The following is a 26,644-nucleotide window of genomic DNA, read 5'->3' as shown; positions in this document are numbered from 1 at the left end:
CGCCGTCATTGCGAAGAGCGAAGCGACGAAGCAATCCAGACTGTTTCCGCGGAGGCAGCCTGGATTGCTTCGCTTCGCTCGTAATGACAAGCACGATCCCGCTCACACCGCCGGCTGTTTCGCCAACCTCTCCCGCACCTCCGCCGCGATCTCGAACGAGCGCAGTCGCGCGGAATGGTCGTAGATCTGCCCCGTCGTCATCAGCTCGTCCGCTCCGGTCTCGGCAATCAGCGCCTTCAGCCTCTCTTCCACCGCGGCGGGCGAGCCCACCGCCGAGCACGATAGCGACTGCGCAACGCCAGCCTTCTCCGCCGGCGACCACAGCGTGTCCATGTCGTCGACCGGCGGCGGCAGCGGGCCGGGCGTGCCGCGGCGCAAATTGATGAACTGCTGCTGCAGCGATGAGAACATCCGCCGCGCCTCTTCGTCGCTGTCGGCCGCGAACACGTTGACGCCGATCATCGCATAGGGCTTGTCGAGCTGCGCCGATGGCTCGAAGCGCGCGCGATATTCGCGTAGCGCCGGCATCATCATCTGCGGCGCGAAATGCGAGGCGAAGGCGAAGGGCAGTCCGAGCATCGCCGCAAGCTGCGCGCCAAACGTGCTCGATCCCAGGATCCACAGCGGCACCTTGGTGCCCATGCCTGGCACGGCGCGGATGGCCTGATTAGGCTGCACGTCGCCGAGCAGCGCCTGCAATTCCAGCACGTCATGCGGAAAATTCTCGGACGTGGTGGCGAGGTCGCGCCGCAATGCACGCGCCGTGAACTGGTCGGTGCCCGGCGCGCGGCCGAGCCCGAGATCGATCCGCCCGGGATAGAGCGATTCCAGCGTGCCGAACTGCTCGGCGATGACCAGCGGCGAATGGTTCGGCAGCATGATCCCGCCGGAGCCGACGCGGATCGTCTTGGTCCCGCCCGCGACATGCCCGATCACCACCGACGTCGCCGCGCTCGCGATCCCCGTCATGTTGTGATGCTCGGCAAGCCAGAACCGCTTGTAGCCCCATTTCTCCGCATGCTGGGCGAGATCGAGCGAGTTGCGAAACGCCTGCGACGCGTCGCCGCCCTGGCGAATGGGCGCGAGGTCGAGCACGGAAAAGGGGATCATGTGGGAAACCTGACGTGAGGGGATCTGCGCGGCGAGGCGCGTAAGGACACATGTAGTGTCAGGAAGACACTCTCGCTTGAAGGTTCGGACAGCCCCCGTCCCCGTTCACAACACTGTTATTGCGACCCTTGGCGCCCTTCGTCGCAACTGGGCGTTTTGCGCCTGTTGTTGTAGCCTGCGGAGGCAGCCGCAGGGGTGCCAGGAGGAACCGACATGACCACGGTATTCAACCGCCGCAATCTCCTCGTCGCCGGCGGCTCCGTCCTCGCAACCGGCGTCTTGGCATCCGCCGTTCCCGGCCTCTTGTTGCCCGCCCGTGCGGCAGGCCTCGCGCCGACCGAAACGATGTCGGGTGGAGCGAACAACTATCGAAAGGGCGCGGCGATCGTGGAGCGGATCGGCAAGGGCGGCTTCTGGATGAGCGGCACCGTCCGCCGTGCCGGCGATGGCGCGCCGCTCTCCGGCCAGCGCATCCAGATCTGGGCGCACACGGTGGAAGGGCAGGAGCACGAGCCGCAGAGCCACGGCGCCACGCTCACCGACAAGGACGGCAAGTTCCGGCTCGAAATGCCGCAGATCATTCCCATCTTCGGCCAGCCGCACGGCCACCTCGCCTATGACAGCGGCGAGTTCAAGACGGTGTTCCTGCGGCCGGTGATGCGCAGCGCAAAGGAAACCAGCCTCGAGGCGCACTTCGTGCTGCAGCCGGCCTGATCGGGCCAGCGAATGACGGGGTGGAGTTCGGCGCGGGGGATCCTGATCTGGGTCGCCCTTGCCTTGGCCATCGGCGTGCCGGTCGCGCTGGCTGCGACCAGCGAGCAGCTCGCTTGGCGCGGTCCGGTCTACATCCTCGCCGGCTTCGCCGGGATCATCGCCCTCGGTCTCGTGCTGATGCAGCCGCTGCTGATCGGCGGATATCTGCCGGGCCTGTCGGCCTATCGCGGCCGGCGCGCCCATCACTGGATCGGCGGCACGCTGGTGCTGGCTGTGGTGATCCACGTCGCCGGCCTCTGGATCACCAGCCCGCCCGACATGATCGATGCGCTGACCTATGCATCGCCGACCCCGTTCTCCCCCTTCGGCGTCACCGCGATGTGGGCCATCTTCATCGTCGCGCTTCTGGCGCTCCTGCGCCGGCGATTGGGCCTGCGGCTGCGAACCTGGCGCATCATCCATATTCCGCTTGCCATCGTCATCGTCGCAGGCAGCGTGGTCCATTGCCTCTTGATCGAGGGGACGATGGAGACGATCTCGAAAGCGGCACTGTGCGTGCTGGTGGTTATGGCGGCCGCAAAGGTGATGGCCGATCTTTGGCGGAGGCGGACGCTCCGCGGCGAGGGTGTCGCACGGCAGTAGAGTAGGCCAATGCGGGCCAAGGTCCACCAGACACTTTCCCGATCCCAACCTTTGTGCGCAGAATGAGCGCGTCAAGGATCGTCATCGGGCCGGGAGGATCTCGACATGGCAGAGCAGACAATTCGTTTCGACGACGGTGCCGCCTACGAGCAGATGATGGGAATTTGGAGCCGCTTCGCCGGCAATATATTCCTTGACTGGCTGGCACCTCCCGCGGGCTTGCGGTGGATCGACATCGGTTGCGGCAACGGGGCCTTTACTGAGCTGTTGGTCGAGCGATGCAGTCCCGCCGAAGTCCAGGGTATCGATCCCTCGGCGGAGCAACTCGCTTTTGCACGTACTCGGCCCGGCGCGCGCGTGGCAAATTTTAGCCAGGGCGATGCCATGGCCCTCCCTTTCGCCGATGGCAGCTTCGATGCGGCTGTGATGGCGCTGGTTCTCGTGTTCGTTCCGGATCCCGCCAAGGGTATCAGCGAAATGGTGCGAGTCGTTGCTCCCGGCGGCGTCGTCGCGACGTATATGTGGGACATGTTGGGCGGCGGCTTTCCGCTTGATCCGATCTACGAGCAGATAAAGGCCATGGGTCTTGAGGCGACCCGTCCGCCGCGGATGGACGCGTCCCGGATGCAAGCGTTGCAAGACCTGTGGATCGGAGCAGGTCTGGAGGAGGTGCAAACGCGAGAGATCACCGTGCACCGGACTTTCGCAGATTTCGATGATTTCTGGATCACAGGCCTGAAGTCTCCCGCGCTTCGGCCTACCGTCGCCGCGATGAAGCCCGGCGAGGTCGAGATGCTCATCTCACGCGTCCGTGCGAACCTGCCGGCGGGGGCCGATGGCCGCATCACCTGTAGTGCGCGCGCGCACGCGATCAAGGGGCGCAAGCCCGGATAGCTCGCAGCGCGGAGGATGGTCATGGCTGTCAGCGCTCCCGACCTGAAAGCGTTCCTGCTCGCGACGCCATTCTTCGGCGGCCTTTCGGACGGAAGCCTCGATCTCCTCATCTCGATGCTGGTCGAGCGCCGCTTCGATGCCGGCGCGAGCGTCGTCGCGGAAGGCGAGCCGGGCCGTTCGATGTTCATCGTCAGGTCCGGTCGGCTGGCGGTGAGCAAGCGGACGCAGGCGGGAAGCGTCATCCGCATGTCCGTTCTGGAGCGAGGCGATTTCTTCGGCGAGATGACGCTGATCGAAATGCAGAACCGCTCCGCCACCGTAATCGCGGAAAGTGCGACGGTGCTGTACGAGCTGACCGCGCAGAATCTCTACGCCTGCTACAAGGCCGACGTCCACGCCTATGTGATCGTCCTGCAGAACATCAACCGCGAGCTAAGCCGGCGGCTGCGCCGGGCGGATGAGCGGTTCACCGCGCGTCAGGTGCACGGCGACGATTGACGATGCGTAGGATGGGTAGAGCGCTGGCGAAACCCATCGTTTTTGGTCGCGCTGTAAGGAGGTGATGGGTTTCGCTGCGCTCTACCCATCCTACGAGCTGCGCTCCGGCGCATAAATTGCTCGCACTCATCCGGCGCGCCGGCGCCTCGATACGGCTACAGCAACGCCATCGAATGCAGCGAGTTCCGATGAAAGCCGAAGGCAACAATGCCGGAAAGAAGCAACGCGGTCCCAATCACGATCAGGCAAAACGCAAGCACTATCGGAGCCCCCTGGTTCGTCATGAATGACAAAGACGATAATGGATAAAATTTTACCGACAATCGAAAGGAAGTATTAACCTTACCTGCGCCGGCCGATCGCGACCCGTCGGGCAAAACACCTAGGGCCCCGTCAAGTCCCCGCCTCAAAATATTCTACTTTACCGAAATTCGGTTTTGGCGTGTGTATCGCCCATCCCGGCCCACCAAGAGGGGCGATCTCGAGGTCGTCTTGATCGCGAGCCGGGCTTGCGGTGGACGCGGCAGCGTCGGCATGAGATTGGGGCGGGCAGGGCGGGTAGTCCCTGTGAGCCCGACACCCGCGTGCGGACGAGCGGCGCTGTTCAGTTCGTCGCGCCGACATTTCGATGGCGATGTGCACAATGCCGTCGAACCCTGTGGCGCCGACGAATGCGCGTACGGCAAAACCGTGTGGTCCTGGCCGTCGTTGCTACGGTCAAGCCTTTCGCGGAGATGCGAGCGAGCCCAACCGGGCAGACTGCATCAAATCGCGGGGCGAGGGAGGCCAGAAGGAACTCGGCTCCCGGGAGAGCACGGCATAAGCCGTCCGACCATCGCGCAGGGAAGGCCGAGTGATCGGCACCACCTGTATGCTGCTGTGCGGTTCTTCCTGCGTGTGCATTTCGCGCAGCAGACCGCGGGTGCCTGTCGGCACCCGGCCTTCCCTGCGCCCTCTTCAAGGAAGAGGGTCAAGGAAACGGGCAAAACTCGGGCGCTTCCAGCCGCGAGAACGCTGCGTCATGTGTGGACATCAGAATGACCGAGCGCTTGCGCCTCGCCTCGTGCGCTTTCTCAGCGACGCGCCGCAATCGCAGTCAGCTCCAGCTTGACGCCCGGGCCGAGATCCGCAACGCCGAGCGCGGCGCGCGCCGGCAGATGGTCCGCGGTGAAATAGCGCTTCCACACCTGGTTGAGCGCGGCCTTGTCGGCGAGATCGGTCACGAAGATCGTCACCTGGAGAACGCAGGAGAGATCGGAGCCGGCCCCTTCGAGCAAGGTCTTCAACTGGCGCAGCACGTCGTCGGCTTGGCCCGCCATGTCGAGGGCGGTATCCTCGGGAACGATGCCGCCGAGATAGAGCACGCCATTGTGCTCGACGATCTCGTGGAGCAGTCCTTCATAGGGCAGGGAACGTTTGATCACGATGGCATCCGTACGGTGTTGCGCACGCTTCAATGGGGGGAAAGCTGGTGCTGCCGGACAGGATTGAACTGTCGACCTCTCCCTTACCAAGGGAGTGCTCTACCACTGAGCTACGGCAGCAAATGCTGGCACAGAATCGGGCCGCGACCGGGCCCGCCAAGCGGGGCGATGGATGCCACAAGGCCCCCTCATGTGCAAGCTTGGCGGCCCCGTCAAATCGAGAAAATCGGCGGCGTTGCGGCCGGAATCGGCCTGTTTGCCCCGAAATGACCGATTTTGGACGATTTTGGTCCCGCTGATGTCCCAGCCAACTGGTCAGTTGGCCGTGCCGGCGGATTTGGCCCATTTTGAAGTTCGCACGATCAGCTTCGCAGGCCTCCTGAGCTGTCGTATTCCTTGGGCATGCTACATGACGATCTGGATGAGCCCAGAGATGACCGACGACACCGATAAAGCCGCGGCACGCGGCCAGGACGGGCGGCAGGACCGGCTGAAATCGGCCCTGCGCGAAAACCTGAAGCGGCGGAAGCTGCAGGCGCGCGAGCGCGCCGCAATGACAGGCCCCTCGCAGAACGACGATGGTTCCCTAGATGAGGGGGCCGCCGGCAAGACCGGGAATTGAAGTCCGGCAATCGAAGCTCGGCGATCGGGGCCGGCTCGAATTTTTTTGGAGTGCATGACAGTGGCCATGGGGCAGGACGAACAGCAACGAACCGACCGCGACGCGCAGATGGCGCGGTTCACCCGCCCCGAGCAGACCTTTCCGGCGCTGACGCCGGCCGAGATCGAGCGCATCAGGCATTTCGGCGAGGTCCGCAGCTACCAGGACGGCGAGTTCCTGTTCGAGACCGGCAAGCCCGGTCCCGGCATGTTCGTCGTGCTGAAAGGCCATGTCGCCATCACTCAGCGCGACGGGCTCGGTCATGTTACCCCGGTGATCGACCAGGGGCCGGGACAATTCCTGGCCGAGCTCAGCCAGCTCTCCGGACAGCCGGCGCTGGTCGACGGCCGCGCCGAGGGCGATGTCGAGACGTTGGTGCTGCCGCCGGACCGGCTGCGCGCGCTGCTGGTGGCCGAGGCCGAGCTCGGCGAGCGCATCATGCGCGCGCTGATCCTGCGCCGGGTCAATCTGATTCAGGGCGGCGTCGGCGGCCCGGTGCTGATCGGCCCGTCGCATTCGGCCGGCGTGGTGCGCCTGCAGGGCTTTCTCACCCGCAACGGTCAGCCGCATCATCTGCTCGATCCCGAGCATGACACCGACGCCGCCGAATTGATCGCGCGCTATTCGCCGAAGCCGGAAGACTGGCCGCTGGTCGTCGCCGCCGACGGCACGGTGCTGCGCAATCCCAACGAGACCGCGCTTGCCCGTGCCATCGGCATGATCGGCGGGGCGAAGGGGGATCGCATCTACGATGTTGCCGTCGTCGGCTGCGGTCCGGCCGGGCTCGCCACCGCCGTGTACGCGGCGTCCGAAGGTCTGTCCGTCGCCGTGCTCGACATCCGCGCCTTCGGAGGCCAGGCCGGCGCCAGCGCACGCATCGAGAACTATCTGGGCTTTCCGACTGGCATTTCCGGTCAGGCCCTGACCGCGCGCGCCTTCACCCAGGCGCAGAAGTTCGGCGCCGACATCATGATCCCCGTCACGGTGAAGTCACTCGATTGCACGCGCAAGGACGGCGCATTTTCGGTGGCGCTCGACGGCAGCGATCCCTTGCGCTCGCGCGCGGTGGTGGTCGCGAGCGGCGCGCGTTATCGCCGGCCTGAGATCGAGAACCTCGACAAGTTCGAGGGACGCGGCGTCTGGTACTGGGCCTCGCCGGTCGAGGCACGGCTCTGCGCCGGCGAGGAGGTGGCTCTGGTCGGTGCCGGCAATTCGGCCGGGCAGGCGGCCGTGTTTCTCTCGGGCCATGCCAAAAAAGTGCTGATGATCATCCGCGGCGGCGGCTTAGGGGCCAGCATGTCGCGCTATCTCATCGAGCGCATCGAAGCGACGCCGAACATCGAATTGATGTTCAACACCGAGATCACGGCGCTCGAAGGCGATGAGGCCTCGCTGCTGCGGCGCATCCGGTGGAAGAGCCGGCTGTCGTCGGATGAGGACGCTGCCGACATCCGCAATCTCTTCCTGTTCGTCGGCGCCGATCCCGCCACCGCCTGGCTCGACGGCTGCGGCGTCACGCTCGATCGCGGCGGCTTCGTCGTGACGGGCGCGCAGTCCGAGCAGAACCAGGGGCGGCTCGTGGCGCCGCTCGAGACCTCCGTGCCCGGCGTCTACGCCGTCGGCGACGTCCGCTCCGGCTCCGTCAAGCGCGTCGGCGGCGCCATCGGCGAAGGGGCGCAGGTCGTGGCGTCCCTGCACGGCTATCTCGGCGACGCCGCAAAACCGGCGCTTTAGGCAAGGACAAGACAAGCGAATGGCAAGCGGAATCCGGCTTGCCATACGCGCCGTATCCTGGAGACTATCGCCTCGTCGCGAGGCTAATGGCGCGTCGAAGAACAAAGATTCACACGGGAGGACCAAATGGCCGAAATCGTCGTGCTCTACAAGACGCCCAAGGATGCTGCCGCCTTCGACAAATATTATGCCGAGACCCACATTCCCCTCGCCAAGAAACTTCCCGGCCTGAAGAAATATGCCGTTAGCAAGGGACCGGTCGCCTCCCCCGCTGGTCCCTCCGGAATCCACCTCGTCGCGATTCTCACCTTCGACAGCGTCGCCGACATCCAGGCGGCGTTCGGCAGCCCGGAAGGCAAGGCGACCGGCGCCGACGTGCCGAAATTCGCCAGCGGCGGTGCCGATCTGCTGATCTTCGACACCAAGGAAGTTTGAAGCAACGATTCAACTTTCGTCGAAAGCCTGAGCGCTCGTAGCCCGGATGGAGCGAAGCGTAATCCGGGACAGTACGATCCAAGCGCGAGAACCCGGATTTCGCTGCGCTCCATCCGGGGTACAATCTGCTGTCGATCCATGACAGCACTGCAAAAATCCGGGCAGGCGTTGTCAATTCGCACGACCGCGCATGGCTTGTTGCGCTCATGCGGCGATAGCGCATGTGGCAATCCGATGAGGACCGTAATACTACTCTCGTCATCTCAATGCTGAGAGTAGGAGAGATGCCATGATGCTTGGATTGAGCCTGCAAGCCCTGACGCTGATCCATGTCATCATCAGCCTGATCGCCATCGCTGCTGGCCTCGTGGTGATGTTCGGCCTGCTCGGCTCGAAGCCGATGCCGGCCCTCACCGCGACCTTCCTGCTGTTCACCATTCTCACCAGCGCCACCGGCTTCCTGTTTCCGTTCAAGGAGCTGTTGCCCTCGCACGTCATCGGCATCATCTCCCTGGTGCTGCTCGCCATCGCCTGCTTCTCGCTCTACAGCATGAAGCTCAAAGGTGTCTGGCGTCCGGTCTACATCGTGACCGCGATGATCTCGCTCTATTTCAACGTGTTCGTGCTGGTGATCCAGTCGTTCCTGAAGGTGCCGGCGCTCGCCGCGCTCGCACCCGCCGTGCCACCGGCGCCGCCATCGGGCCCGGTCTTCGCCGTGGTGCAGGGCATCGTGCTGGTGTTCTTCGTCGTGCTCACCATCGGCGCCTGGCGCCGCTACAAGCCGATGGCGTTTGCCTGATCGCCCAATCTCTCGTCATTCCGGGGCATCGCGCAGCGATGAGCCCTGGTGCGCAATCGCGCACCTGAGAATCTCGATCAGCAATCTCCAGATTCCGGGTTCGCGCTGGTGCGCGCCCCGGAATGACCTTATCTATTCAAAGGAGTCCACAATGCCCACCATCACCACCAAAGACGGCGTCGAGATCTTCTACAAGGATTGGGGCTCGGGCCAGCCGATCGTGTTCAGCCATGGCTGGCCGCTGTCGTCGGACGATTGGGACGCGCAGATGCTGTATTTCGTCGCGCGCGGCTATCGCGTGATCGCCCATGACCGCCGCGGCCATGGCCGCTCGGCGCAGGTCGCCGATGGCCACGACATGGACCATTATGCCGACGACCTCGCCGCGCTCACCGCGCATCTCGACCTCAAGAACGCCATTCACGTCGGCCACTCCACCGGCGGCGGCGAGGTCGTGCACTACATCGCGCGTCACGGTGAGAGCCGGGTGGCGAAGGCCGCGATCCTCTCGGCGGTGCCGCCGCTGATGGTGCAGACCGCAGCCAATCCGGGCGGCCTGCCGAAGAGCGTGTTCGACGATCTCCAGAAACAACTCGCCGCGAGCCGCACGCAATTTTACCGCGACCTCCCCGCCGGCCCGTTCTACGGCTACAACCGTCCCGGCGCAAAACCGTCGGAAGCCGTGATTCAGAACTGGTGGCGCCAGGGCATGATGGGCGGCGCCAAGGCGCACTACGACGGCATCGTCGCGTTCTCTCAGACCGATTTCACCGAGGATCTGAAGAAGATCAACGTGCCCGTGCTGGTGATGCATGGCGACGACGATCAGATCGTGCCTTACGCCGATTCCGCGCCGCTGTCGGCCAAGCTGCTGAAGCAGGGCACGCTGAAAACCTACAAGGGCTTCCCGCACGGCATGCCGACCACGCACGCTGAGATCATCAACGCGGACCTGCTGGCATTTTTCCAGGCGTAAAGCTTCGAGAAGATGGGGCTCGCGGTCGGAGCTGCGAGCCCCATGAGACCGTTCCGATGAAAGTCATCGTCTTCGGCGCGACGGGTATGGTCGGGCAGGGCGTCTTGCGCGAATGCCTGGTTGATCGCGGCATCGACCGCGTGCTCGTGGTCGGACGCAGCCCGACCGGCGTGCGCAACGCCAAGTTGGCCGAGATCACCCACGACGATTTCACGGACTATTCGGCGATCGAGGCGGAGCTCACGGGCTTCGATGCCTGCTTTTTCTGCCTCGGCGTCTCCTCGATCGGCATGAGCGAGCAGCGCTACCGTCACCTGACCTATGATCTCACGCTCGCCGCTGCGACAGCGCTGGCGAAGCTCAATCCGCAGATGACGTTCGTCTATGTCACCGGCGCCGGCACCGATTCCAGCGAGCAGAGTTCGCGGATGTGGGCGCGGATCAAGGGCAAGACCGAGAACGATCTGTTCAAGCTGCCGTTCAGGGCCGCCTACATGTTCCGGCCCGGTGCGATCCAGCCCCTGCACGGCGCCCGGTCCAAAACCGCCTGGGTGCAGGCCGTGTATACCGCAACCTGGCCACTCTGGTCGGTGCTGCGCCGGATCGCGCCGTCGCTCGTGACCTCGACCGAGCAGATCGGCCGCGCCATGATCCGCGTCGCCCGGGAGGGATATAAGCGGAAAGTCCTGGAGATGGAGGATATCAATGGCCTCTAGGCCGCTGCCTCGTTAGCTTGTCGCGGAAATTTCGGCGCCCGCGTGCGTTGAGTCCCCCCATCCTGAAGGAGGAGCGCCGGCGATGTCTCCCCAGCTCAAACTGATTGCACTGGACGCCGACGATCTCGCGGTCATCTCGACCCATGTGCAGGACGCCCGTGTCCAGGCCTCCGACATCATCTGGCGGCAGAACGAGAAGCGGCTCGTCGTCGGCATGAGCCGGCTGGACTGGGAGCAGACGCTGGAAGGCGAGACCGAGCCGCGCCGCCTGGTTGCCGCGCTCCGCTTCGACCGCGTGCTCGCCTGCAAGTCGCGCAATATCGACCTCGCCGCGCCAGACAAGCTTCTGGACCTCGTCGGCATCGAATTTCACCCCCGGGACGGCCGCAACGAGGAGCCTGGCGGCAGTGCCCTGCTCTTGTTTGCCCAGGGCGGCGCCATCCGCCTCGACGTCGAATGCCTGGAATGCGAGCTGACCGACCTCGGGGCGGACGCGCTGGGAACGGGCGTGGGGATCGAGGGGGAGGGGTGAGGTGGACCCCAGCGCCGGGGCGACAGCAGTGGAAGGGTTGACGGCGGGTGGCCGTCGCGCCATTGAGCAGGGGGGCGGGTCAGCCAGCCCGCTCTCCAAAAGCCCAGCCAAAAGACCATCATAAAATGCCCGTTCGTCTCGACCGCAGCAGCGCCGATTTTGACCAGCGATTCTCGGCCTTCCTCGCCGCCAAGCGCGAGGTCTCGGCCGATGTGGAGGCCGCCGCGCGCGCGATCGTTGACGACGTTGCCAAGCGCGGCGATGCGGCCCTGCTCGAGGCCACGCAGAAATTCGACCGGCTGACGCTGGATGCGGCGTCCCTGCGCGTCACCGCCGCCGAGATCGATGCTGCGACGAAGGCCTGCGATGCCGCGACGCTGGGCGCGCTCCAGCTCGCGCGCGACCGCATCGAGACCTATCACCGGCGTCAGCTTCCGGCGGACGAGCGCTTCACTGACCCGCTCGGCGTCGAGCTCGGCTGGCGCTATACCGCGATCGAATCCGCCGGCCTGTATGTGCCCGGCGGCACCGCGGCCTATCCGTCCTCGGTGCTGATGAACGCCGTGCCCGCCAAGGTCGCCGGCGTCGCGCGCCTGGTCATGGTGGTGCCTTCGCCTGACGGCAAGCTCAACCCGCTGGTGCTGGCGGCCGCCCATCTCGGCGGCGTCACCGAGATCTATCGCGTCGGTGGTGCGCAGGCCGTGGCCGCGCTCGCGCACGGCACCGCGACCATCGCGCCGGTCGCCAAGATCGTCGGCCCCGGCAATGCCTATGTCGCCGCCGCCAAGCGGCTGGTATTCGGCAAGGTCGGCATCGACATGATCGCCGGCCCCTCCGAGGTGCTCGTCATCGCCGACGACACCGGCAATGCCGACTGGATCGCGGCAGACTTGCTGGCGCAGGCCGAGCATGACGCGAGCGCGCAGTCGATCCTGATCACCGATTCCGCACGGCTTGCCGCCGACGTCGAGAAGGCGGTCGCGGCGCAGCTCAAGACGCTGCCGCGCGCCGCGATCGCCGGCGCCTCGTGGAACGATTTCGGCGCCATCATCATGGTGAGAAATCTGACCGATGCCATCCCGCTCGCGGACGCCATCGCCGCCGAGCATCTCGAGATCATGACTGTCGATCCCGACGCGCTCGCTACAAAGATCCGCAACGCCGGTGCGGTGTTCCTCGGCGCTCATACGCCGGAGGCCATCGGCGACTATGTCGGCGGCTCCAACCACGTGCTGCCGACCGCGCGCTCGGCGCGATTCTCCTCAGGCCTATCGGTACACGACTTCATGAAGCGCACCTCGATCCTGAAATGCGGCCCGGACCAGCTGCGTGCGCTCGGCCCTGCCGCGATGACGCTCGGACAAGCGGAGGGGCTGGATGCCCATTCGCGCTCGATTGGATTGCGCCTCAATCTGTCATGACAAAGCCGCCCGAACAGGACGACTCGACCAATCGCATCGTCGGCGTCACGCTCGACGAGGACTCGATCGGCCGTTCCGGCCCGGACATCGAGCATGAGCGCGCGATTGCGATCTACGACCTGATCGAGCAGAACCTGTTCGCGCCCGACGGCGCGGAGGGGCAGGGCCCGTTCACGCTGCATATCGGCATCACGGGCAACCGCCTGATGTTCGACATCCGCCGCGAGGACGGCACGCCCGTCGTCGCGCATCTGTTGTCGCTGACGCCGTTCCGGCGGATCGTGAAGGACTATTTCATGATCTGCGACAGCTATTATCAGGCGATCCGCACCGCGACGCCGGACAAGATCGAGGCCATCGACATGGGTCGCCGCGGCATCCATGACGAGGGATCGCGCACGCTGCAGGAGCGTCTGAAGGGCAAGGTGCGGGTCGATTTCGAGACCTCGCGCCGGCTGTTCACGCTCATCACCGTCCTGCACTGGAAAGGCTAGTCGCGGATGGCTGCGCCCCCACGCGCAAGCAATCCGCAGTCCGTGCTGTTCGCCTGCGCGATGAACAGCGTGCGATCGCCGATGGCCGAGAGCCTGTTGCAGCACATGTTTCCGCAAGGGCTCTACGTCAAATCGGCCGGGACCAGAAAGGGCGAGCTCGATCCGTTTGCGGTGTCCGTGATGGCCGAGCTCGGCCAGGACATCTCCGCCCACAAGCCGCAGACCTTCGAGGAGCTGGAGGACTGGGAGGGGTTGAACTTCGACCTCATCATCACGCTGTCGCCTGAGGCGCACCACAAGGCCCTGGAGCTGACGCGGACCCTCGCGGCCGATGTCGAATATTGGCCGACCATGGATCCCACCACCATCGAAGGCAGCCGCGACCAGAAGCTCGCCGCCTATCGCGAGGTCTGCGATCAGCTGTTGATGCGCATCCGCCGGCGATTCGCGAAGGTGGGCGCGGCGAGCGGGTAGCAAGCGGCGTTCGTAACACCCGCGTCACAGACTAAGGGCACACGCGTGATGGCAAGCTCGAATCACCAAACCTTTAGGTTCCCGGGTTGTGAAATCAGCCCCCTTCCGATAGGTTCCGCGCGCAATTCACCCCGCTTCATCCCCCAAATCACCTGATGCTCGGCCGCCCCAAATTCGTACTTGCCTCCGGTTCGCCGCGTCGGCTGTCGCTGCTCAACCAGGCCGGCATCGAGCCGGACGCGCTCCGGCCGGCCGATGTCGACGAGACGCCGAGGCGGGGCGAGCTGCCGCGCGCCTGCGCCAACCGGCTCGCCCGGGCCAAGGCCGATGCGGCGCTCAAATCGGTGCAGCTGGATGACGAGCTGCGCGGCGCCTTCATCCTCTCCGCCGACACCGTTGTCGCGGTCGGCCGCCGCATCCTGCCCAAGGCGAACCTCGTCGACGAAGCGGCGCAGTGCCTGCGGCTGCTGTCGGGCCGCAACCACCGCGTCTACACCGCGATCTGCCTCGTCACGCCGCGCGAGGCCTTCCGCCAGCGCCTGGTCGAGACTCGCGTCCGCTTCAAGCGCCTCTCGGAGGACGACATCCAGGCCTATATCGGCTCCGGCGAATGGCGCGGCAAAGCCGGCGGTTACGCGGTGCAGGGCATCGCCGGCTCTTTCGTGGTGAAGATGGTGGGCTCCTACACCAACGTCGTCGGGCTGCCGCTCTACGAGACCGCCACGCTGCTCGGCGGCGAGGGCTTTCCGATCCGCTTCGGCTGGCTCAATGCCACCACCGCGGTGTGAGCCGGCAAGCCTGCGGCGCAAATCGCGAAAACAACCCCATTGCACCGTAGAATGGCGCTACCGCATGCCGGCGCGCTGGAGCGGGTGGAACCCGTTTGCCGGCACGCGCTTGAATCGCCCTACTCAATGTAAGCTGCAGCGACCATGAACGATCATGTCAAACCGCCCGCCGCCCCGCTCAAAACCTGCCCGATCTGCGGCAAGCCGCAGTCAGAGGCTACCCGTCCCTTTTGCTCGCCGCGCTGCCGCGACGTCGACCTGAACCGCTGGCTGAAAGGCTCCTACGTCATCCCCGGCCGCGACGATGAAGTGGACGACGTGGAATAGATGAATAATATCAATATTTTGTCTTAGCGAGCGCCTCTCCGCCCGCCAGCCGCGAAAACCCCGCCCGACCTTGTGCACAGCCGGGCCGCGCCCGGCGAAGCCTCTTGGCGAAGCCGGGTGGACAGGCCGCCCCGAGCCCACTATAAACCGCCCGCTCGATGGGCTTTGGCCCCTCTCTTCGAGCACGCCCAGGTAGCTCAGTTGGTAGAGCATGCGACTGAAAATCGCAGTGTCGGTGGTTCGATTCCGCCCCTGGGCACCATGCCCGTGACGTCGGACGTCCGTGAGATGTGGCTGCTCCTGAGGCACGACCCTCGTTCGCTATACGTGACCCGCGGCGGCTGATATGATCCTTGGACGGTAAACGGCAGCTCGCCACCATACTTTTCCTGCGATGCCGGCCTTCTGATCGAACCTCGATCCCGCTCGCGCCCTTTTGCCTCGATAGAACGCTGAACAAATCGTCAAGGCTGCCGCGTCCCCGCTCACATTGGGAGATGTGCCATGGCTGCGTCTGACTGGCGTCTCGAAGGCGAATGGTTGAAGAACTGCACCTGCGCGTTTGGCTGCCCCTGCGATTTCAATGCACGGCCGACCCAAGGCTATTGCAAGGGAATGGTCGCCATGCGGATCGCCAAGGGACATTTCGAAGGGACCAGGCTCGATGGTCTCTGCTTTGCGATCACGGTCGATTTCCCAGGGCCGCTGCATGAGGGCAATGGGACAATCCAGCCCATCATCGACGAACGCGCCACGGCGGAGCAGCGTCAGGCGTTGTTCGATATCTTTTCCGGCAAGCATTCGGCCGAAGGCACGCTTTTCCAGATCGTCAGCATGATCGTTACCAAGATCCACGATCCGGTGTTCGCACCGTTCGAGTTTTCCTTCGACAAAGCCGGACGCGTCGCAAAACTCGTTGCCAAGGGCGTGCTCGAGACTGAAGTCGAGCCGATCAAGAATCCGGTCACCGGTGATCCGCACCGCATTCAGGTGGTCATGCCGGAGGGATTCGAACATCGGGCGGCCGAGGTCGCATCCGCCAACATCCGCTCGACCGGCGCTATCCTGTTCGAGGCCCGGGGTACGCATAGCTCGCTCGCCAATGTCGTGCAGACGCCCGAGGGGGTTGCCGCATGATACGGCGCTGACACCGACACAAAACCTCGGTGTCAGCTCCTTATCGCTTGGACAAGTCGATGCACGGGCGCTCGATACTGGAACACCTGCTACACCGCGATCGGCTGATCGTCGCGATCGGGACCGTAACAGTGGTGGCGCTCGCCTGGGCCTATCTTGCCGCGGGCGCCGGCATGGACACCGAGATGATGGCCGACATGCCGGACATGGCGCCGATGCCGTGGACGCCGTTCTATGGCGTGCTGCTGTTCGTGATGTGGTGGGTGATGATGGTCGCGATGATGGCGCCGAGCGCGGCGCCCACCGTTCTCTTGTATGCGACCGCCAAGCGCAAGCAGGAGACGGCCTCCCGCGCCGCAATCGATAGCTGGATCTTTCTCGCCGGCTATCTCGTGACGTGGGCGGGGTTCAGTCTCGCTGCGGTCCTGGTGCAAGGAGCGTTTGAACACTTCGGATTGCTGTCGATGGCGATGGCAAGCACCAGCGCGCTTCTGGGCGGCTGCGTTCTGATTGCAGCAGGGCTTTATCAGTTCACGCCTTTCAAGCAGGCGTGCCTGCGCTACTGCGAGAGCCCGCTGTTGTTTCTCAGCCGACATTGGCGGCCCGGCACGCGCGGCGCATTGCGAATGGGACTTCGCCACGGCAGCTACTGCGTCGGCTGCTGCTGGTTTCTGATGCTATTGCTGTTCGTCGGTGGCGTGATGAACCTGGCCTGGATCATCGGCATCGCGCTCTATGTCGCCGGCGAGAAGCTGCTGCCGTTCGGCCGAAGATTGAGCTATGCGGCAGGGGGCATCCTCATCCTGTCCGGCGCGATTGTTCTTGCGCGCGCGGGATGAGGCCGCGCAACGGCCACGCGGGAAAAACAGTGCCTGCCCAATATGCAAATACCGCCCGGTTGCTCAATAGCGGGCTAACCTCCGTGATCATACGGGCGTCGCAAGCCCAAGAATTGAGCTTGATTCCAACCAAAACTTAAGGATGTCTTGACTAGCTTCGGGCCAGGGAGAGGCCCGCGTCCCGTTTCCGGCCGTGGCCGTCCCTGTGCAATCGAGACGGAGAGAGGCGGTGCTGTTTCCGGCAATGCGCATTGTACTTCCTCTGCGGTCGACGCGGGAGCGGGCATGATGGTGCTCGGGAGAGCAATCCGCAGGGCGGCGCAGACGATCTTGCGCAATGCCCCGCTGCAGGTCGCATTATTCTTCCTACCGCTGGTCTGGATCGGCTACTTCGCGATCACCTCATCAGAGCGGGCGGACGCAGTCGAGCAGGCGCGCTCGCACGGCGACAGCGTCGCCGAACTGTTCGAGGAAAACACCGAACGCATCTTCGAGCGCGTCGATCAGTCATTGCTGGTGGTACGAGCGCTCTACGCCCAGGATCCGCTCACCTTCAGCTTGAAGTCATGGTCGGACAAGGCCCGCATTGCGACCGGCGACGTGGTTCAGTTCGCGCTGATCGGATCGGACGGATACATGATCGAGACGACCGCGGGCTATTCCGGCCCGCCGCTTTATCTTGGCGACCGGGAGCACTTCATCAGTGTCACGGCGCAAGCGGACGATCGCCTCTACGTCGCCAAGCCGGTGCTGGGAAGGGCCTCGAACAAATGGACGATCCAGCTCGCAAGAAAGTTGTTCGACCTCGCGCGGAATCCGGCCGGGGTGGTCGTCGGCTCGATCAGCGTCGACGTGGTCGGCAAGTTCTACGACACGGCAAAGCTCGGCGTGGGAGGAACGCTGGTGCTCAGAAATGCCAACTACGTCGTGCTCGCCGCCCGGGGCGTGGACCAGGGCTCTGTGCTCGGACAACGCGCACCCAGCCGCGTTGAGCGCGAGCTCGGTGACGGCTTCTATGTGCAATATTGGAACGAGAACCGACCGAACCGCAGCGACCGGCTGATCACGGCGCGCAGGTCGCGCGCCTTTCCGCTCATCTTCACCGTCGGCATTTCGGAGCAGGAGATTTATTCTCGCTCCGCCTTTAGGCAGAAGGTCTATCTCGGCGGCGCGCTGCTGCTTACGTTCATTATCCTCGCCGCGACGACGTTCCATTGGCGACGGCAGCAAGCGCTGGATCGCGCTCACCGCGAACGGCGCGATCTTGCCAGCAAGTTCGAGGATGCGCTCAGGAATCTCCCCCAGGGCTTGAGCATGTTCGATGGCCGTGACCGCCTGATCGCATTCAACCGGCAATGGCTCGAACTCTATGGCCTCCTGCCGGAAGACATTCGGATCGGCATGCATTTCCGGGATGTATTCGCAAAACAGACCGCCGTGCTCGACGTCGAGGCCTATCTCGTCGATTTGAAGAACCGGCTCGCCGGGTCGGAGCAGATCTCGAACACCGTGCAGTTTCCCGATGGACGGGTCGTCTACATCTCCTACGGCCGGCGCGAGGGCGGCGGCTGGGTCGCTACTCATGAGGACATCACCGAGCGCAAGGCGTCGGCGGACCGCATCGAGCGGCTGGCGCATTACGACAGCCTGACCGGCCTTGCCAACCGCAACCTGTTCAAGGAGCGCATCGACGAGGCGCTGGCCCGCTTGCGCCGGCCGGAGCCTGCGTTCGCGGTACTCCTGCTCGACCTTGACAAGTTCAAGTCCGTCAATGATGCGCTCGGCCATCAATGCGGCGACGCGTTGCTGAAGCAGGTGGCCGACCGAATCAAGGCGCAGATTCGTGATGCCGACACGGCGGCGCGAATTGGCGGCGACGAGTTTGCCGTGATCGTGGCCGCGACGCGCGACGGCGCTGCAAGCCTAGCCGAGCGGCTGATCCAGGCCATTGCTGAGCCCTATGACATCGATGGCCATCCCGTCGTGATCGGCTGTAGCATTGGCCTTGCGCTCGTGCCCGAGCACGGTACCAGGGTCGATGAGATCCTTCGCAACGCCGATCTTGCGCTCTACAGGTCGAAGAATGCCGGCCGCAGCTGCTTCCACCTCTATTCAGCGGAGCTCAAGGCGGAAGCGGATCAGCGCAACGTGCTCGAGATCGAGCTGCGCGAAGCGATCTGGCGCGATGAGATGGAGGTGTTTTATCAGCCCGTGATCGAGCTCGGCACCGGCCGGGTAAAGTCGGTCGAAGCCCTGGCGCGCTGGCATCACCGCACCAGGGGCTACATTCCTCCGGCTGAGTTCATTGCGGTTGCGGAGGCGGGGGGCTTGATCGTCGAACTCGGCAATCAGGTGCTTGCCCGGGCCTGCCGCGATGCGATGAGCATGCCGGCCGACGTTAAGGTCGCTGTCAATCTCTCTGCCCTGCAATTTGCCAGCACCAATCTGGTCGACACCGTAGCGTTTGCGTTGGCGCAGAGCGGCCTTCCGCAAACCCGGCTCGAGCTCGAGATCACCGAGAGCGTATTCCTCGCCGACACCGAGGAGAACCTCAAGACGCTCCAGCGCCTCAAGGCGCTCGGCGTCTCAATTGCCCTCGACGATTTCGGTGTCGGATACTCGTCTTTGTCCTATTTGACGGCCTTTCCTTTCGACAAGGTCAAGATCGACAAATCGTTCATCGACAGGATCGATCGCTGCGAGACCGTCGCCGTGCTGAAGTCCATCGTGCAGCTCGCGAAGACCTTGAAGCTCTCGATCGTCGCCGAGGGGATCGAGGCCTCCGAGCAGGTTAAGCGGCTCCAGTCACTCGGCATCCCGCTCGGCCAGGGATTTCACTTCAGCAAGCCCGTGCCGCTCGCTGGCCTGTCGTGGCAAGCCCCCCCGGCGCGACGGAAACGGCGGGCGGCGTGAGCTGAATACCCTCCGGCGTTGTCATCATCGTCGCTGCCTAAGAGTAGGAAAGCCGAGCAGGTGAAGCCAACTTGGAAGCACGCAAGACGTGATGGTCCCCTGGCACGTTCAGCTTCCGCTGAGCGCCGAAGGGCCGCACCGTGCGGAGCGGATTCCGCCCCCAATCGCCCCGCCCTGTCTGGCACTCTGCTTGCTCAATCGTGACCAAAGCCGGGCTCAGTGGAGAGGCCCGTTTCAGATTGAGGCAAAGCGATGCAGGAAGTGTCCCGTTCTGGTGCTGTTGGCGAACTCAAACTCGATGCGTTGATCGCGGATCTGTGGTGGCGCGTCCGGCTCATCAACACCGACATTCTCGAGGAAGAAGCCCGAGCCGGGGTGTTCGACGCGAGTCAGCCGACATACCCGCTGCTCGCGCTGAACCTTCGCGCGCGACGCGACAATCTGGTGTCGACGATCGGCGTGCTCGAGCAGCGCGCGAGATCGATGTCGGAAGCGGCTTGAGAGCAGTCCTTGGTCGCGCCGGCATCGTCAGCCACGTCGCCGGTGATGCCGGATTGATCTGTCGCGGGACCAGAGTTGTCGGCTGGTTGTAGGAGATCCAACTTCAACTTTCATGCGAATGCGATATCCTCGTCATGGAGGGCGGAATGGACCGTCCTCTTGTTGGGAAGGACATCGTCATGACGTTTCCGTTACGCCTGATTGCGCGTCCCGCTCTCGCCGTCTCATCGATCACGCTGCTCGTGTGCTCCCTCGGTGGCACGGCAATGTCGCAACCGACGCCGGCAGGTGCCAACATCGAGCTTCCTGGCGTCACGGTCGAAGCGCCGAAGCACATCGCGAGGCCTCACAGGCCACTGCGTTCTGCGGTCGGCCGCAGTACCAAGTCTGCCGCAATCTCACCGACGCAGGCAACGGTCGCACCGCACTCCGAGGCCGCGAAGCTTGCCAAGCTCGCCGCCACCACGAACAATTGCGTCGGCGGCTGCCAGTCGAGCTTCAAGTCGGGCGACAAGCCATGGGTCGGCTGTAACGTATCGGGCGGCGTATACTCGGCAACATGCCGCAACGTCGGCAATTACAAGAGCTATGACGAGTGCAAGGAGGCGGGTCGGCTCACCGGCTGGCGGTCGGGCGAGACATCGGCGTATTGCAGCAGCGTGGCGATCGTGGCGGGCTGGCGTTGAAGTGGACGCGCGGAGCGCGGCTGAAAGCTAACGGATCGCGACGGAGCCGAACCAGGCTGGCTCGGCTCATCTTCGCCAGCTCCGCGACTCCGGCGCCCGTCTGCACGTAGCGCCTAAGCCCATTCGCAATTGTGAGACTCGCGCGTGAGCCGCAGACGCGCCTCCATGCTATGGCTGCTCTCGTAAGTCTTGCGCGAGGACATCCATGCTTCCCCTTCCTGCCGACATCTTCACCGAGCCCGAGCACGTCTCGCCCGACGGCCTTGCCAATCTCGGCCCGCTTCGCCCGCTGGCTGGCAGCTGGCAGGCGAACAAGGGTATCGACGTCAATCCGAAGGCGGCGGGACCGGAGCGGCGCACCTTCATCGAGCGTATCCGCATGGACCCGATCGATCCGCAGGCCAACGGGCCGCAGCTGTTCTACGGGCTGCGCTATCACATCCACATCAACACGCCCGAGGAGGACATCACCTTCCACGACCAGGTCGGCTATTGGCTGTGGGAGCCGGCGACCGGGCTGATCATGCAGACGCTGGCGATCCCGCGCGGGCAGGTGCTGCTCGCCTCGGGCAAGGCCGGACCGGACGACAGGAAGATCTCCGTCAGCGCGAAGCGCGGCGACACCGCTTACGGGATCTGCTCGACCGATTTCCTGGAGCAGGCCTTCCGCACCGATTCCTATCGCTGCGACATCAGCTTCAACGAGGACGGCAGCTGGACCTATCTGATCCAGACCGAGTTGTTCGTGCGCGGCGCGCCGTTCAATCACCGCGACACCAACACGCTCGAGCTGGTCGCGCCGCCAAAGCTCAATCCGCTGGCGGTGATCCTGAACGATCGCGCCAAGGCGGGTGGGTCGGCGGCTTGAGATTCGGAGAAGCACATGAAGCCTTACGTCGTTTGTCTCATGCATTCGAGCCTGGACGGCCGCACCCATCCGAGCCGCTGGCGGCCGAAGGGTGCGGGCACGGACTGGTTCGAGAAGATCCATGACGAACTCGGCGGCGATGCCTGGGTGATCGGCCGCGTCACTGGCTCGGAATTTGCCAAGGGCAAGCCGTACCCGACCGAAGCGCGCGAAAAATTCCGCGCGAAAACTGGTTGGTCCGACGCGATGCGAAAACCTATGGCGTCGTTCTCGATGCGCAGGGCAAGATCGGCTGGGGCCGCTCCGACATCGGCGGCGATCCGATCGTCGTGGTGCTCACCGAAAGCGTGCCGGATTCGCATCTCGCGGGGCTCCGCGGCGAAGGCGTGTCCTACATTTTCGCCGGCAAGTCCGAGATCGATCTGGCGCTCACGCTGGACATCCTCGGCCGCGAATTCGGCGTGAAGCGCCTGCTGGTGGAGGGCGGCGGCGTTGCCAATGGCGCGTTCCTGCGCGCCGGCCTCATCGATGAATTCAATCTGATCCTCAGCCCCGCCATCGACGGCGCGAAGGGTGCACCCTTCGTGTTCGACTCGACGGAAGCGGACAGCGACAAGCGTGCACCACTCGCGGCGATGACGCTGGAGAGCACGCGTCAGCTCGGCGGCGGTGTCCTCTTGCTGCGCTATCTGATCCAGAACGATCCGCAAGCCGGGGCCAGTTGAGCGCCGGCATGTCGCAACAATCGGAGCACATCGTCATCGTCGGCGCCGGCGCCGGCGCCGCCGGGCTGACGGCGGCGCGGGAGCTGGCGCGCGCGGGCCGGCGCGTGACCATCCTGGAAGCGCGCGAGCGCTGCGGCGGGCGCATCCATCCGCTGTCGGCCTCGCAGTTCGGCTACCCCGCCGATGGCGGCGCCGAGTTCGTCCATGGCGAGGCGCCGGTCACGCGGGCCTTGCTGCGCGAAGCCGGGTTGTCCCTCCGGGAGATCGCAGGCACGCAATGGAGCTTCGACGGCATGGGCCTTTCACGCGAAGACCGCCACGATCTGCATGGGGCGGAGCTGCAAGCCATGCTCAGGGTCTTGAAGGACGATCTCCCTGTGGCCGATTTCCTGCGCCGTCATTTTGCCGGAGCGGACTATGCACCGCTGCGCCAATCGATCGAGCGCATGGTCGAGGGCTATGACGCGGCAGACCCCGAGCGCGCCTCGACGTTGGCGCTGCGCGAGGAGTGGATGGATGGCGGTCACGCGCCGCAGGCCCGCATCGAGGGCGGCTATGGCGCGCTGATCGACGTTCTGGCGGCCGAATGCCGCTGCCTCGGCGTTGCGATCCGGCTCGGTTGCACGGTGTCGGCGATCGAGGAGGAGGGCGGTGCCGTGGCGATTCGCTGCGCCGGCGACGACGGGCTGGCCGGCGATCGCGCGATCCTCACCGTGCCCCTGCCTCTGTTGCGCGAGATCGCGCTGCCGCCGAGCGCGCGTGCGAGGGCCGCGGCCGCCGACGACATCGGCTTCGGCAACGTCATCAAGATCCTGCTCCGCTTCACGCGACCATGGTGGCGCGACCAAGGCGAATATCTCGCCGACATGACCTTCCTGCTCTCGGAGGAGACGATTCCAGTGTGGTGGACGCGATATCCGGACCAGCATCCGCTGCTCACCGGATGGTTCGGCGGCCCGCGGACGGCGGAGCTGTCGCGTCTTGATCCGCAAGGACTGATCGCGGCCGGGCTCGATTCGCTCGCCGCCATCTTCAAGCTACCGCGCGAGGTCATTGCACATGACCTCATGGCGTCGGCGGCGATCAATTGGACGCACGATCCCTTCGCCCGCGGCGCCTATTCCTGGGCAACACCACGTACGCGGCAGGCGCAGGCGGTTCTTGCGCGCGCCGACGGGATGATTCTGTTTTCCGGAGAAGCGCTCTATCGCGGCCGTGACATGGGCACGGTTGAAGCGGCGCTGGCGAGCGGCCTCGCGACGGCGGAAATGATGCTGAGGCGATGAGAAAAAGGCCCGCATCTCTGCGGGCCTCCTGTCTCTCGGCTGCGTCTGGCTTACCAGCGTCCGCCGCCGAAGCTGAACGTCACGCCGGGACCACCGCCGTAGTAACCGTACGGACCGCCGCCGTAATAACCGTGGTGCCGCGGGTAATACCCATAGCTCCGATAATAGGGCCGGTAGTGGCTGTGATGGTGCCGCCAATGATGGCGGTGACCATGCCAATGATGATGCCTGCGGTGTGCGCTGATGTCGGTCGTCTGGCTTTCCTGCGCGGTCTGCTTCGCGCTGGAACCACCGGCCGCGTTCGCCGCTGATCCGCCGGCGAGCGCCGCAGCACCGACGGCAAACGCGACAAAGAGATATTTCATGTCATCACTCCAGTTGAATGTCGTGTGACAACAGATGAGCATCCGGCGCGTTCCGGCCAGTGCGGGCGTCGAAACGACGCAGAGTGCGACGTTCATGTGAATGAACGGAGTCTCGCGGAGGTTTATTGCCGCATCCTGGCGTGTTGTCGCCATCACTTCGTCGCGAATGAGGCAACCATCTCGGGCATCCCTCACGGATGCGGATCGGGAAAGCCGTGGCGCTCGGAGAGCGCGGCGAGAATCGCATCCTTGTCGGCGATGAAGGCGCGGCCCTGATGGCTGCCGGTCTGGTACTGCGACGTCGCGCCATCCGCCAGCACGAGCAGCGGCAGTAATTGGTTCTGTTCGCCGACCAGTGCGATCACGGCTTGCCGCGGCCGCGCCCAGGCGATGCGTTCGACGTCGAGCTTGCTGCGAGCGACGGAAACGAGGCGAGCACGCCCTCCATCAGCGCGCAATGCCAGCAATAGAACCGTTGGCCCGGATAGGCGGGATCCTCGAAATCGGGGCGCAGCAGAAACAGGCGATCGCGCATCATGGTTGGTCCCGTGGCATCACCACGATCGTACACACTGATGCCGGCAGAGCATGCCGCTACTTGAAAGGATCCTGGATCGACGGCGCCGACTGGCGGATGCGGCGCACGCTCACGGGGGTGCCATCGGAGACGAACAGGAGCTCATATTTGCGGCCCTCGCTGTCGGTCGCCGAGCAGGTGACGTCGTTCACCTTCCTAGCGGCGAAATTACCGGTCTGGCGGCAGACCCCGGTGGAGGTCTGCTGCGCCGGTACCGGCAGACCGTCGACCTTGGGGCGGTCCTTGGAGTTGAGCAGCATGCGGTCGACCGGCAGCTCATAGGAATTGTCGTCGGCGCGCTTGCCGTTCTCGCCGGAGAACGACACCACGTGATTGGCGTCAGTGGGATCGTCGACCGCGACCGCGAAATTGACCCGGCCCTTATCGCCGTGGGCGTAGGCTACCGTCCTACACGCCAAGGTCCGCCCGGCGATCTTCAGCGTCTTGCAATGGCCGGACATCAGCGCCAGCAGGTCAATAAAGTCGTTCTGCTGCGCCGGCGGGTTGTTGACCGGGATGGGAGCAGAAGGCTCGGCAAAACAAGGGCTTGCCACGGCGAGAAGGGCAACACCAAGGACCGGCCAGCGGAGGCGCATCGGAGGGCTCACATGCCAGGGAACCATGGAAAAGTTCCGTTCGATAACGATCGAACCACAAATTGGTTGCGATCCCGTTTTTCTTGCTGAACCCGATTGGAATACCACCGCGCCACCTCAAAGCGATTTGCCGAAATCGCCCAGCCCCACCCGTCGTCACTTGCCGTCAGTCTGGTGTTTTTTTCGTGGCAGAGCCTAGCCCATCGCGGCCTGCCAGCGCCGATCGCGCAGGGAGGGCCGGCGATGCAGGCGGGCCTCCAGCAGGCCGCGAGCGCGAGGCAGCTCGCCGCTGCGCATGAGAGCGACGATATAGGTGTCCTCAATCAGCTCGCGCTGGGCATGACTGCCGCCGATGCGCACGACGTCGGTGAGAACCGGCGCGAGCACCTGCACGCAGGCCGCGTAGTCCTCATCCGCGAAGGCCAGAAGCGCGCGGCAGATCGCTGGCACCACCGGGCCGGCCGGCAGCTTGCCCTCCGCCAGCCGCTGTTCGATCACGGCAAGGCGCGCGGCTAGGGCTTCGTGGTTCTGCGTTGCCGCGGCAAACAGCGCCATGTGGACGTCGGCGAACGGCAAGCCGGATTTCGGGAATAGCTTTTGCGCAGCGGCGTCGGCATCGCGCCAGAGCGCGTCTGGCACGGCGTGGCCGTAGGCCAACAGGCGCCACAGCAGCGAGGCGCCGTCTGTGACCACATTGAGCGGCGGCGCCTGCGTGACTGACGGCTGGAGCACGTCGGCATAGATCGAAAGCGCCCGCGCCGCATCGCCCTGTTCGAGCGCGCCGAGGGCCTGGTGCCAGCGGATATGGCCGTGCAAAATTCCGGCGCGGTCGTAACCGGGGATCCAGTCGTCGACGAGGCGATCGGCCGCCTCGATCGAGCCGTCCTCGAACATCGCATGCAGCACGGCATGCGCGGCGTGGGCATTGGCGCGGCGCAGATTGAATCCGCGCTCGGTAACGCCACGGCCACGCGCAACATCGCCATTCTCAGTCATCGCCCAGCCATACATGGTGAGAAACCACCAGTCCTCGCCATAGTGCTGCGCGACGCGCTCGCACAGCTCGTGCCGCGCGCGGTCGTGATCGGCCATGCCGGAGAAGGCGAACAGGCCGAAGGCGCCGAGCGGCAGCGACAGCACCACTGCATCGCGCGGCCATGCCTCGACATGTTCGCGCATCGCCGCAATCGCCTCGGGCAGCCGCCCCTCGATCGCCAGCGCCAGCGTCTCGACATGCGAGCGCTCGCGCTCCGTGCCGCGCCGCGCGACGAGCTTGCGCGCGACCGCCGCCTTCTGCCGTGCGAGATCGCCCTGCTGGTAGAACGCGTGGACGCGAGCGCGGGCGATATGGGCCAGCGCGAAATCCGGATCGATTGCAATCGCGCGCTCCAGCGCTTCCGCCGTGCCGGTCCACCCCGCGAGCATGAGGTCGACGCCCTCGCGATAGCTGGATGCCGCCTCGTGCGCAGAGGTCGAGAGCGGAAGGCCCAAACGATCTTCCAGCGGCATGGC

28 protein-coding genes, 2 tRNA genes and 2 pseudogenes are annotated in these 26,644 nt (G+C 64.7%); 25 read left to right on the top strand and 7 right to left on the bottom strand.

From position 1 onward, the window contains the following. Positions 1-102 precede the first annotated feature (102 nt). The gene (locus RCO31_RS26020) at positions 103-1,110 is read right to left on the bottom strand and encodes an LLM class flavin-dependent oxidoreductase (RefSeq protein ID WP_145640337.1); all 1,008 of its coding nucleotides are present in this window, start codon (positions 1,108-1,110) and stop codon (positions 103-105) included. 213 nt (positions 1,111-1,323) lie between these two features. On the opposite strand from RCO31_RS26020, the gene RCO31_RS26015 reads away from it, so the two are divergent. The 4 genes from RCO31_RS26015 to RCO31_RS26000 all read left to right on the top strand — a co-directional run bounded on the left by RCO31_RS26015 (position 1,324) and on the right by RCO31_RS26000 (position 3,858). Next, the gene (locus RCO31_RS26015) at positions 1,324-1,824 is read left to right on the top strand and encodes a Twin-arginine translocation pathway signal (protein ID WP_145640334.1); all 501 of its coding nucleotides are present in this window, start codon (positions 1,324-1,326) and stop codon (positions 1,822-1,824) included. Positions 1,825-1,836: 12 nt separating this feature from the next. Beyond that, a complete protein-coding gene (locus RCO31_RS26010; RefSeq protein ID WP_145640332.1) occupies positions 1,837-2,466 on the top strand; it encodes a ferric reductase-like transmembrane domain-containing protein in 630 nt (209 codons plus the stop codon). Between the two features lie 105 nt (positions 2,467-2,571). Further along, positions 2,572-3,360, top strand: coding sequence for a class I SAM-dependent methyltransferase (locus RCO31_RS26005; RefSeq protein ID WP_145640329.1), 789 nt, complete (start codon positions 2,572-2,574; stop codon positions 3,358-3,360). Positions 3,361-3,381: 21 nt separating this feature from the next. Continuing rightward, on the top strand, positions 3,382-3,858 hold the full coding sequence (locus tag RCO31_RS26000; protein WP_145640327.1) for a cyclic nucleotide-binding domain-containing protein: 477 nt from the start codon (positions 3,382-3,384) through the stop codon (positions 3,856-3,858). A gap of 1,073 nt (positions 3,859-4,931) precedes the next feature. On the opposite strand, the gene RCO31_RS25995 is transcribed toward RCO31_RS26000, so the two are convergent. Both RCO31_RS25995 and RCO31_RS25990 read right to left on the bottom strand, forming a co-directional pair. Next, positions 4,932-5,282: a RidA family protein gene (locus tag RCO31_RS25995; protein ID WP_145640325.1), complete on the bottom strand. Its 351-nt coding sequence runs from the start codon at positions 5,280-5,282 to the stop codon at positions 4,932-4,934. A gap of 45 nt (positions 5,283-5,327) precedes the next feature. Next, a tRNA-Thr gene (locus tag RCO31_RS25990) sits at positions 5,328-5,402 on the bottom strand. 313 nt (positions 5,403-5,715) lie between these two features. Between RCO31_RS25990 and RCO31_RS25985 the strand changes: the two genes are divergently transcribed. The 21 genes and pseudogenes from RCO31_RS25985 (at position 5,716) to RCO31_RS25885 (ending at position 23,594) form a co-directional block, all read left to right on the top strand. Next, entirely contained in the window at positions 5,716-5,904 is a 189-nt protein-coding gene (locus RCO31_RS25985) for a hypothetical protein (RefSeq protein WP_145640323.1), read from the top strand. A 66-nt stretch (positions 5,905-5,970) separates the two neighbouring features. Next, complete coding sequence (locus tag RCO31_RS25980; RefSeq protein ID WP_145640508.1) at positions 5,971-7,677, top strand: cyclic nucleotide-binding domain-containing thioredoxin-disulfide reductase; 1,707 nt, start codon at positions 5,971-5,973, stop codon at positions 7,675-7,677. A 126-nt stretch (positions 7,678-7,803) separates the two neighbouring features. Then, entirely contained in the window at positions 7,804-8,112 is a 309-nt protein-coding gene (locus RCO31_RS25975; RefSeq protein ID WP_145640321.1) for an EthD family reductase, read from the top strand. Between the two features lie 289 nt (positions 8,113-8,401). Beyond that, positions 8,402-8,911, top strand: a complete 510-nt coding sequence (locus RCO31_RS25970; RefSeq protein ID WP_145640319.1) for a hypothetical protein — start codon at positions 8,402-8,404, stop codon at positions 8,909-8,911. A 151-nt stretch (positions 8,912-9,062) separates the two neighbouring features. Beyond that, positions 9,063-9,887: an alpha/beta fold hydrolase gene (locus RCO31_RS25965; RefSeq protein WP_145640317.1), complete on the top strand. Its 825-nt coding sequence runs from the start codon at positions 9,063-9,065 to the stop codon at positions 9,885-9,887. A gap of 56 nt (positions 9,888-9,943) precedes the next feature. Next, positions 9,944-10,603 (top strand): NAD(P)H-binding protein, encoded by a 660-nt coding sequence (locus RCO31_RS25960; protein WP_145640315.1) that lies wholly within the window; start codon positions 9,944-9,946, stop codon positions 10,601-10,603. Between the two features lie 82 nt (positions 10,604-10,685). Continuing rightward, complete coding sequence (locus tag RCO31_RS25955; RefSeq protein ID WP_145640313.1) at positions 10,686-11,135, top strand: DUF2948 family protein; 450 nt, start codon at positions 10,686-10,688, stop codon at positions 11,133-11,135. A gap of 125 nt (positions 11,136-11,260) precedes the next feature. After that, a complete protein-coding gene (gene hisD, locus RCO31_RS25950; protein WP_145640311.1) occupies positions 11,261-12,556 on the top strand; it encodes a histidinol dehydrogenase in 1,296 nt (431 codons plus the stop codon). Next, complete coding sequence (locus tag RCO31_RS25945) at positions 12,553-13,050, top strand: UPF0262 family protein (RefSeq protein WP_008543010.1); 498 nt, start codon at positions 12,553-12,555, stop codon at positions 13,048-13,050. Before hisD ends, RCO31_RS25945 begins: the two co-directional genes overlap by 4 nt. Positions 13,051-13,056: 6 nt before the next feature. After that, complete coding sequence (locus RCO31_RS25940; RefSeq protein ID WP_060734707.1) at positions 13,057-13,524, top strand: low molecular weight phosphatase family protein; 468 nt, start codon at positions 13,057-13,059, stop codon at positions 13,522-13,524. A 155-nt stretch (positions 13,525-13,679) separates the two neighbouring features. Next, a complete protein-coding gene (locus tag RCO31_RS25935; protein WP_145640309.1) occupies positions 13,680-14,312 on the top strand; it encodes a Maf-like protein in 633 nt (210 codons plus the stop codon). Positions 14,313-14,456: 144 nt separating this feature from the next. Further along, positions 14,457-14,639, top strand: coding sequence for a DNA gyrase inhibitor YacG (yacG, locus tag RCO31_RS25930; RefSeq protein WP_145640307.1), 183 nt, complete (start codon positions 14,457-14,459; stop codon positions 14,637-14,639). 186 nt (positions 14,640-14,825) lie between these two features. Continuing rightward, positions 14,826-14,901: transfer RNA gene (locus RCO31_RS25925), tRNA-Phe, on the top strand. A 242-nt stretch (positions 14,902-15,143) separates the two neighbouring features. Further along, positions 15,144-15,776 carry a DUF1326 domain-containing protein gene (locus RCO31_RS25920; RefSeq protein WP_145640305.1) on the top strand — a complete coding sequence of 211 codons (633 nt, stop codon included), beginning with the start codon at positions 15,144-15,146 and terminating at the stop codon, positions 15,774-15,776. A gap of 59 nt (positions 15,777-15,835) precedes the next feature. Beyond that, positions 15,836-16,615 (top strand): DUF2182 domain-containing protein, encoded by a 780-nt coding sequence (locus RCO31_RS25915; protein ID WP_231088594.1) that lies wholly within the window; start codon positions 15,836-15,838, stop codon positions 16,613-16,615. Between the two features lie 285 nt (positions 16,616-16,900). Beyond that, the gene (locus RCO31_RS25910) at positions 16,901-19,528 is read left to right on the top strand and encodes an EAL domain-containing protein (RefSeq protein WP_145640303.1); all 2,628 of its coding nucleotides are present in this window, start codon (positions 16,901-16,903) and stop codon (positions 19,526-19,528) included. A gap of 252 nt (positions 19,529-19,780) precedes the next feature. Continuing rightward, complete coding sequence (locus RCO31_RS25905) at positions 19,781-20,029, top strand: hypothetical protein (protein WP_145640301.1); 249 nt, start codon at positions 19,781-19,783, stop codon at positions 20,027-20,029. A gap of 146 nt (positions 20,030-20,175) precedes the next feature. After that, a complete protein-coding gene (locus RCO31_RS25900) occupies positions 20,176-20,715 on the top strand; it encodes a hypothetical protein (protein ID WP_167520692.1) in 540 nt (179 codons plus the stop codon). A gap of 205 nt (positions 20,716-20,920) precedes the next feature. After that, positions 20,921-21,583 (top strand): FABP family protein, encoded by a 663-nt coding sequence (locus tag RCO31_RS25895; RefSeq protein ID WP_145640299.1) that lies wholly within the window; start codon positions 20,921-20,923, stop codon positions 21,581-21,583. Between the two features lie 15 nt (positions 21,584-21,598). Further along, positions 21,599-22,308 (top strand): annotated as a pseudogene (locus tag RCO31_RS25890) (RibD family protein). 8 nt (positions 22,309-22,316) lie between these two features. Continuing rightward, positions 22,317-23,594: an NAD(P)/FAD-dependent oxidoreductase gene (locus RCO31_RS25885; protein WP_145640297.1), complete on the top strand. Its 1,278-nt coding sequence runs from the start codon at positions 22,317-22,319 to the stop codon at positions 23,592-23,594. A gap of 50 nt (positions 23,595-23,644) precedes the next feature. On the opposite strand, the gene RCO31_RS25880 is transcribed toward RCO31_RS25885, so the two are convergent. From RCO31_RS25880 to RCO31_RS25865, 4 genes and pseudogenes are all read right to left on the bottom strand, one after another. Continuing rightward, positions 23,645-23,959 carry a hypothetical protein gene (locus RCO31_RS25880; RefSeq protein ID WP_167520701.1) on the bottom strand — a complete coding sequence of 105 codons (315 nt, stop codon included), beginning with the start codon at positions 23,957-23,959 and terminating at the stop codon, positions 23,645-23,647. Between the two features lie 191 nt (positions 23,960-24,150). Beyond that, positions 24,151-24,497 (bottom strand): annotated as a pseudogene (locus tag RCO31_RS25875) (DUF3088 domain-containing protein). A gap of 56 nt (positions 24,498-24,553) precedes the next feature. Next, on the bottom strand, positions 24,554-25,132 hold the full coding sequence (locus RCO31_RS25870; protein ID WP_145640295.1) for a hypothetical protein: 579 nt from the start codon (positions 25,130-25,132) through the stop codon (positions 24,554-24,556). A 195-nt stretch (positions 25,133-25,327) separates the two neighbouring features. After that, on the bottom strand, positions 25,328-26,641 hold the full coding sequence (locus tag RCO31_RS25865; RefSeq protein WP_145640293.1) for a tetratricopeptide repeat protein: 1,314 nt from the start codon (positions 26,639-26,641) through the stop codon (positions 25,328-25,330). Between the last annotated feature and the right edge of the window lie 3 nt (positions 26,642-26,644).

This window comes from Bradyrhizobium sp. LHD-71, from assembly GCF_031157255.1.
Classification (GTDB): Bacteria; Pseudomonadota; Alphaproteobacteria; order Rhizobiales; family Xanthobacteraceae; genus P52-10.
The sequence above is the reverse complement of the archived record's forward strand: the minus strand, read 5'-3'. Positions and strand labels throughout refer to the sequence as shown.

Bases quoted from the DNA above. Each gene is read 5' to 3' on its own strand.
- RCO31_RS25945 (WP_008543010.1), top strand. From the start codon at position 12,553: ATGACAAAGCCGCCCGAACAGGACGACTCGACCAATCGCATCGTCGGC.
- RCO31_RS25910 (WP_145640303.1), top strand. From the start codon at position 16,901: ATGATGGTGCTCGGGAGAGCAATCCGCAGGGCGGCGCAGACGATCTTG.
- RCO31_RS25905 (WP_145640301.1), top strand. From the start codon at position 19,781: ATGCAGGAAGTGTCCCGTTCTGGTGCTGTTGGCGAACTCAAACTCGAT.
- RCO31_RS26000 (WP_145640327.1), top strand. From the start codon at position 3,382: ATGGCTGTCAGCGCTCCCGACCTGAAAGCGTTCCTGCTCGCGACGCCA.
- RCO31_RS25975 (WP_145640321.1), top strand. From the start codon at position 7,804: ATGGCCGAAATCGTCGTGCTCTACAAGACGCCCAAGGATGCTGCCGCC.
- RCO31_RS25955 (WP_145640313.1), top strand. From the start codon at position 10,686: ATGTCTCCCCAGCTCAAACTGATTGCACTGGACGCCGACGATCTCGCG.
- RCO31_RS26005 (WP_145640329.1), top strand. From the start codon at position 2,572: ATGGCAGAGCAGACAATTCGTTTCGACGACGGTGCCGCCTACGAGCAG.
- RCO31_RS25920 (WP_145640305.1), top strand. From the start codon at position 15,144: ATGGCTGCGTCTGACTGGCGTCTCGAAGGCGAATGGTTGAAGAACTGC.
- RCO31_RS25980 (WP_145640508.1), top strand. From the start codon at position 5,971: ATGGGGCAGGACGAACAGCAACGAACCGACCGCGACGCGCAGATGGCG.
- RCO31_RS25985 (WP_145640323.1), top strand. From the start codon at position 5,716: ATGACCGACGACACCGATAAAGCCGCGGCACGCGGCCAGGACGGGCGG.
- RCO31_RS25900 (WP_167520692.1), top strand. From the start codon at position 20,176: ATGGACCGTCCTCTTGTTGGGAAGGACATCGTCATGACGTTTCCGTTA.
- RCO31_RS25865 (WP_145640293.1), bottom strand. From the start codon at position 26,641: ATGCCGCTGGAAGATCGTTTGGGCCTTCCGCTCTCGACCTCTGCGCAC.
- RCO31_RS25915 (WP_231088594.1), top strand. From the start codon at position 15,836: ATGCACGGGCGCTCGATACTGGAACACCTGCTACACCGCGATCGGCTG.
- yacG (WP_145640307.1), top strand. From the start codon at position 14,457: ATGAACGATCATGTCAAACCGCCCGCCGCCCCGCTCAAAACCTGCCCG.
- RCO31_RS25885 (WP_145640297.1), top strand. From the start codon at position 22,317: ATGTCGCAACAATCGGAGCACATCGTCATCGTCGGCGCCGGCGCCGGC.
- RCO31_RS26015 (WP_145640334.1), top strand. From the start codon at position 1,324: ATGACCACGGTATTCAACCGCCGCAATCTCCTCGTCGCCGGCGGCTCC.
- RCO31_RS26020 (WP_145640337.1), bottom strand. From the start codon at position 1,110: ATGATCCCCTTTTCCGTGCTCGACCTCGCGCCCATTCGCCAGGGCGGC.
- RCO31_RS25870 (WP_145640295.1), bottom strand. From the start codon at position 25,132: ATGCGCCTCCGCTGGCCGGTCCTTGGTGTTGCCCTTCTCGCCGTGGCA.
- RCO31_RS25935 (WP_145640309.1), top strand. From the start codon at position 13,680: ATGCTCGGCCGCCCCAAATTCGTACTTGCCTCCGGTTCGCCGCGTCGG.
- RCO31_RS25880 (WP_167520701.1), bottom strand. From the start codon at position 23,959: ATGAAATATCTCTTTGTCGCGTTTGCCGTCGGTGCTGCGGCGCTCGCC.
- hisD (WP_145640311.1), top strand. From the start codon at position 11,261: ATGCCCGTTCGTCTCGACCGCAGCAGCGCCGATTTTGACCAGCGATTC.
- RCO31_RS25940 (WP_060734707.1), top strand. From the start codon at position 13,057: ATGGCTGCGCCCCCACGCGCAAGCAATCCGCAGTCCGTGCTGTTCGCC.
- RCO31_RS25960 (WP_145640315.1), top strand. From the start codon at position 9,944: ATGAAAGTCATCGTCTTCGGCGCGACGGGTATGGTCGGGCAGGGCGTC.
- RCO31_RS25895 (WP_145640299.1), top strand. From the start codon at position 20,921: ATGCTTCCCCTTCCTGCCGACATCTTCACCGAGCCCGAGCACGTCTCG.
- RCO31_RS25970 (WP_145640319.1), top strand. From the start codon at position 8,402: ATGATGCTTGGATTGAGCCTGCAAGCCCTGACGCTGATCCATGTCATC.
- RCO31_RS25965 (WP_145640317.1), top strand. From the start codon at position 9,063: ATGCCCACCATCACCACCAAAGACGGCGTCGAGATCTTCTACAAGGAT.
- RCO31_RS26010 (WP_145640332.1), top strand. From the start codon at position 1,837: ATGACGGGGTGGAGTTCGGCGCGGGGGATCCTGATCTGGGTCGCCCTT.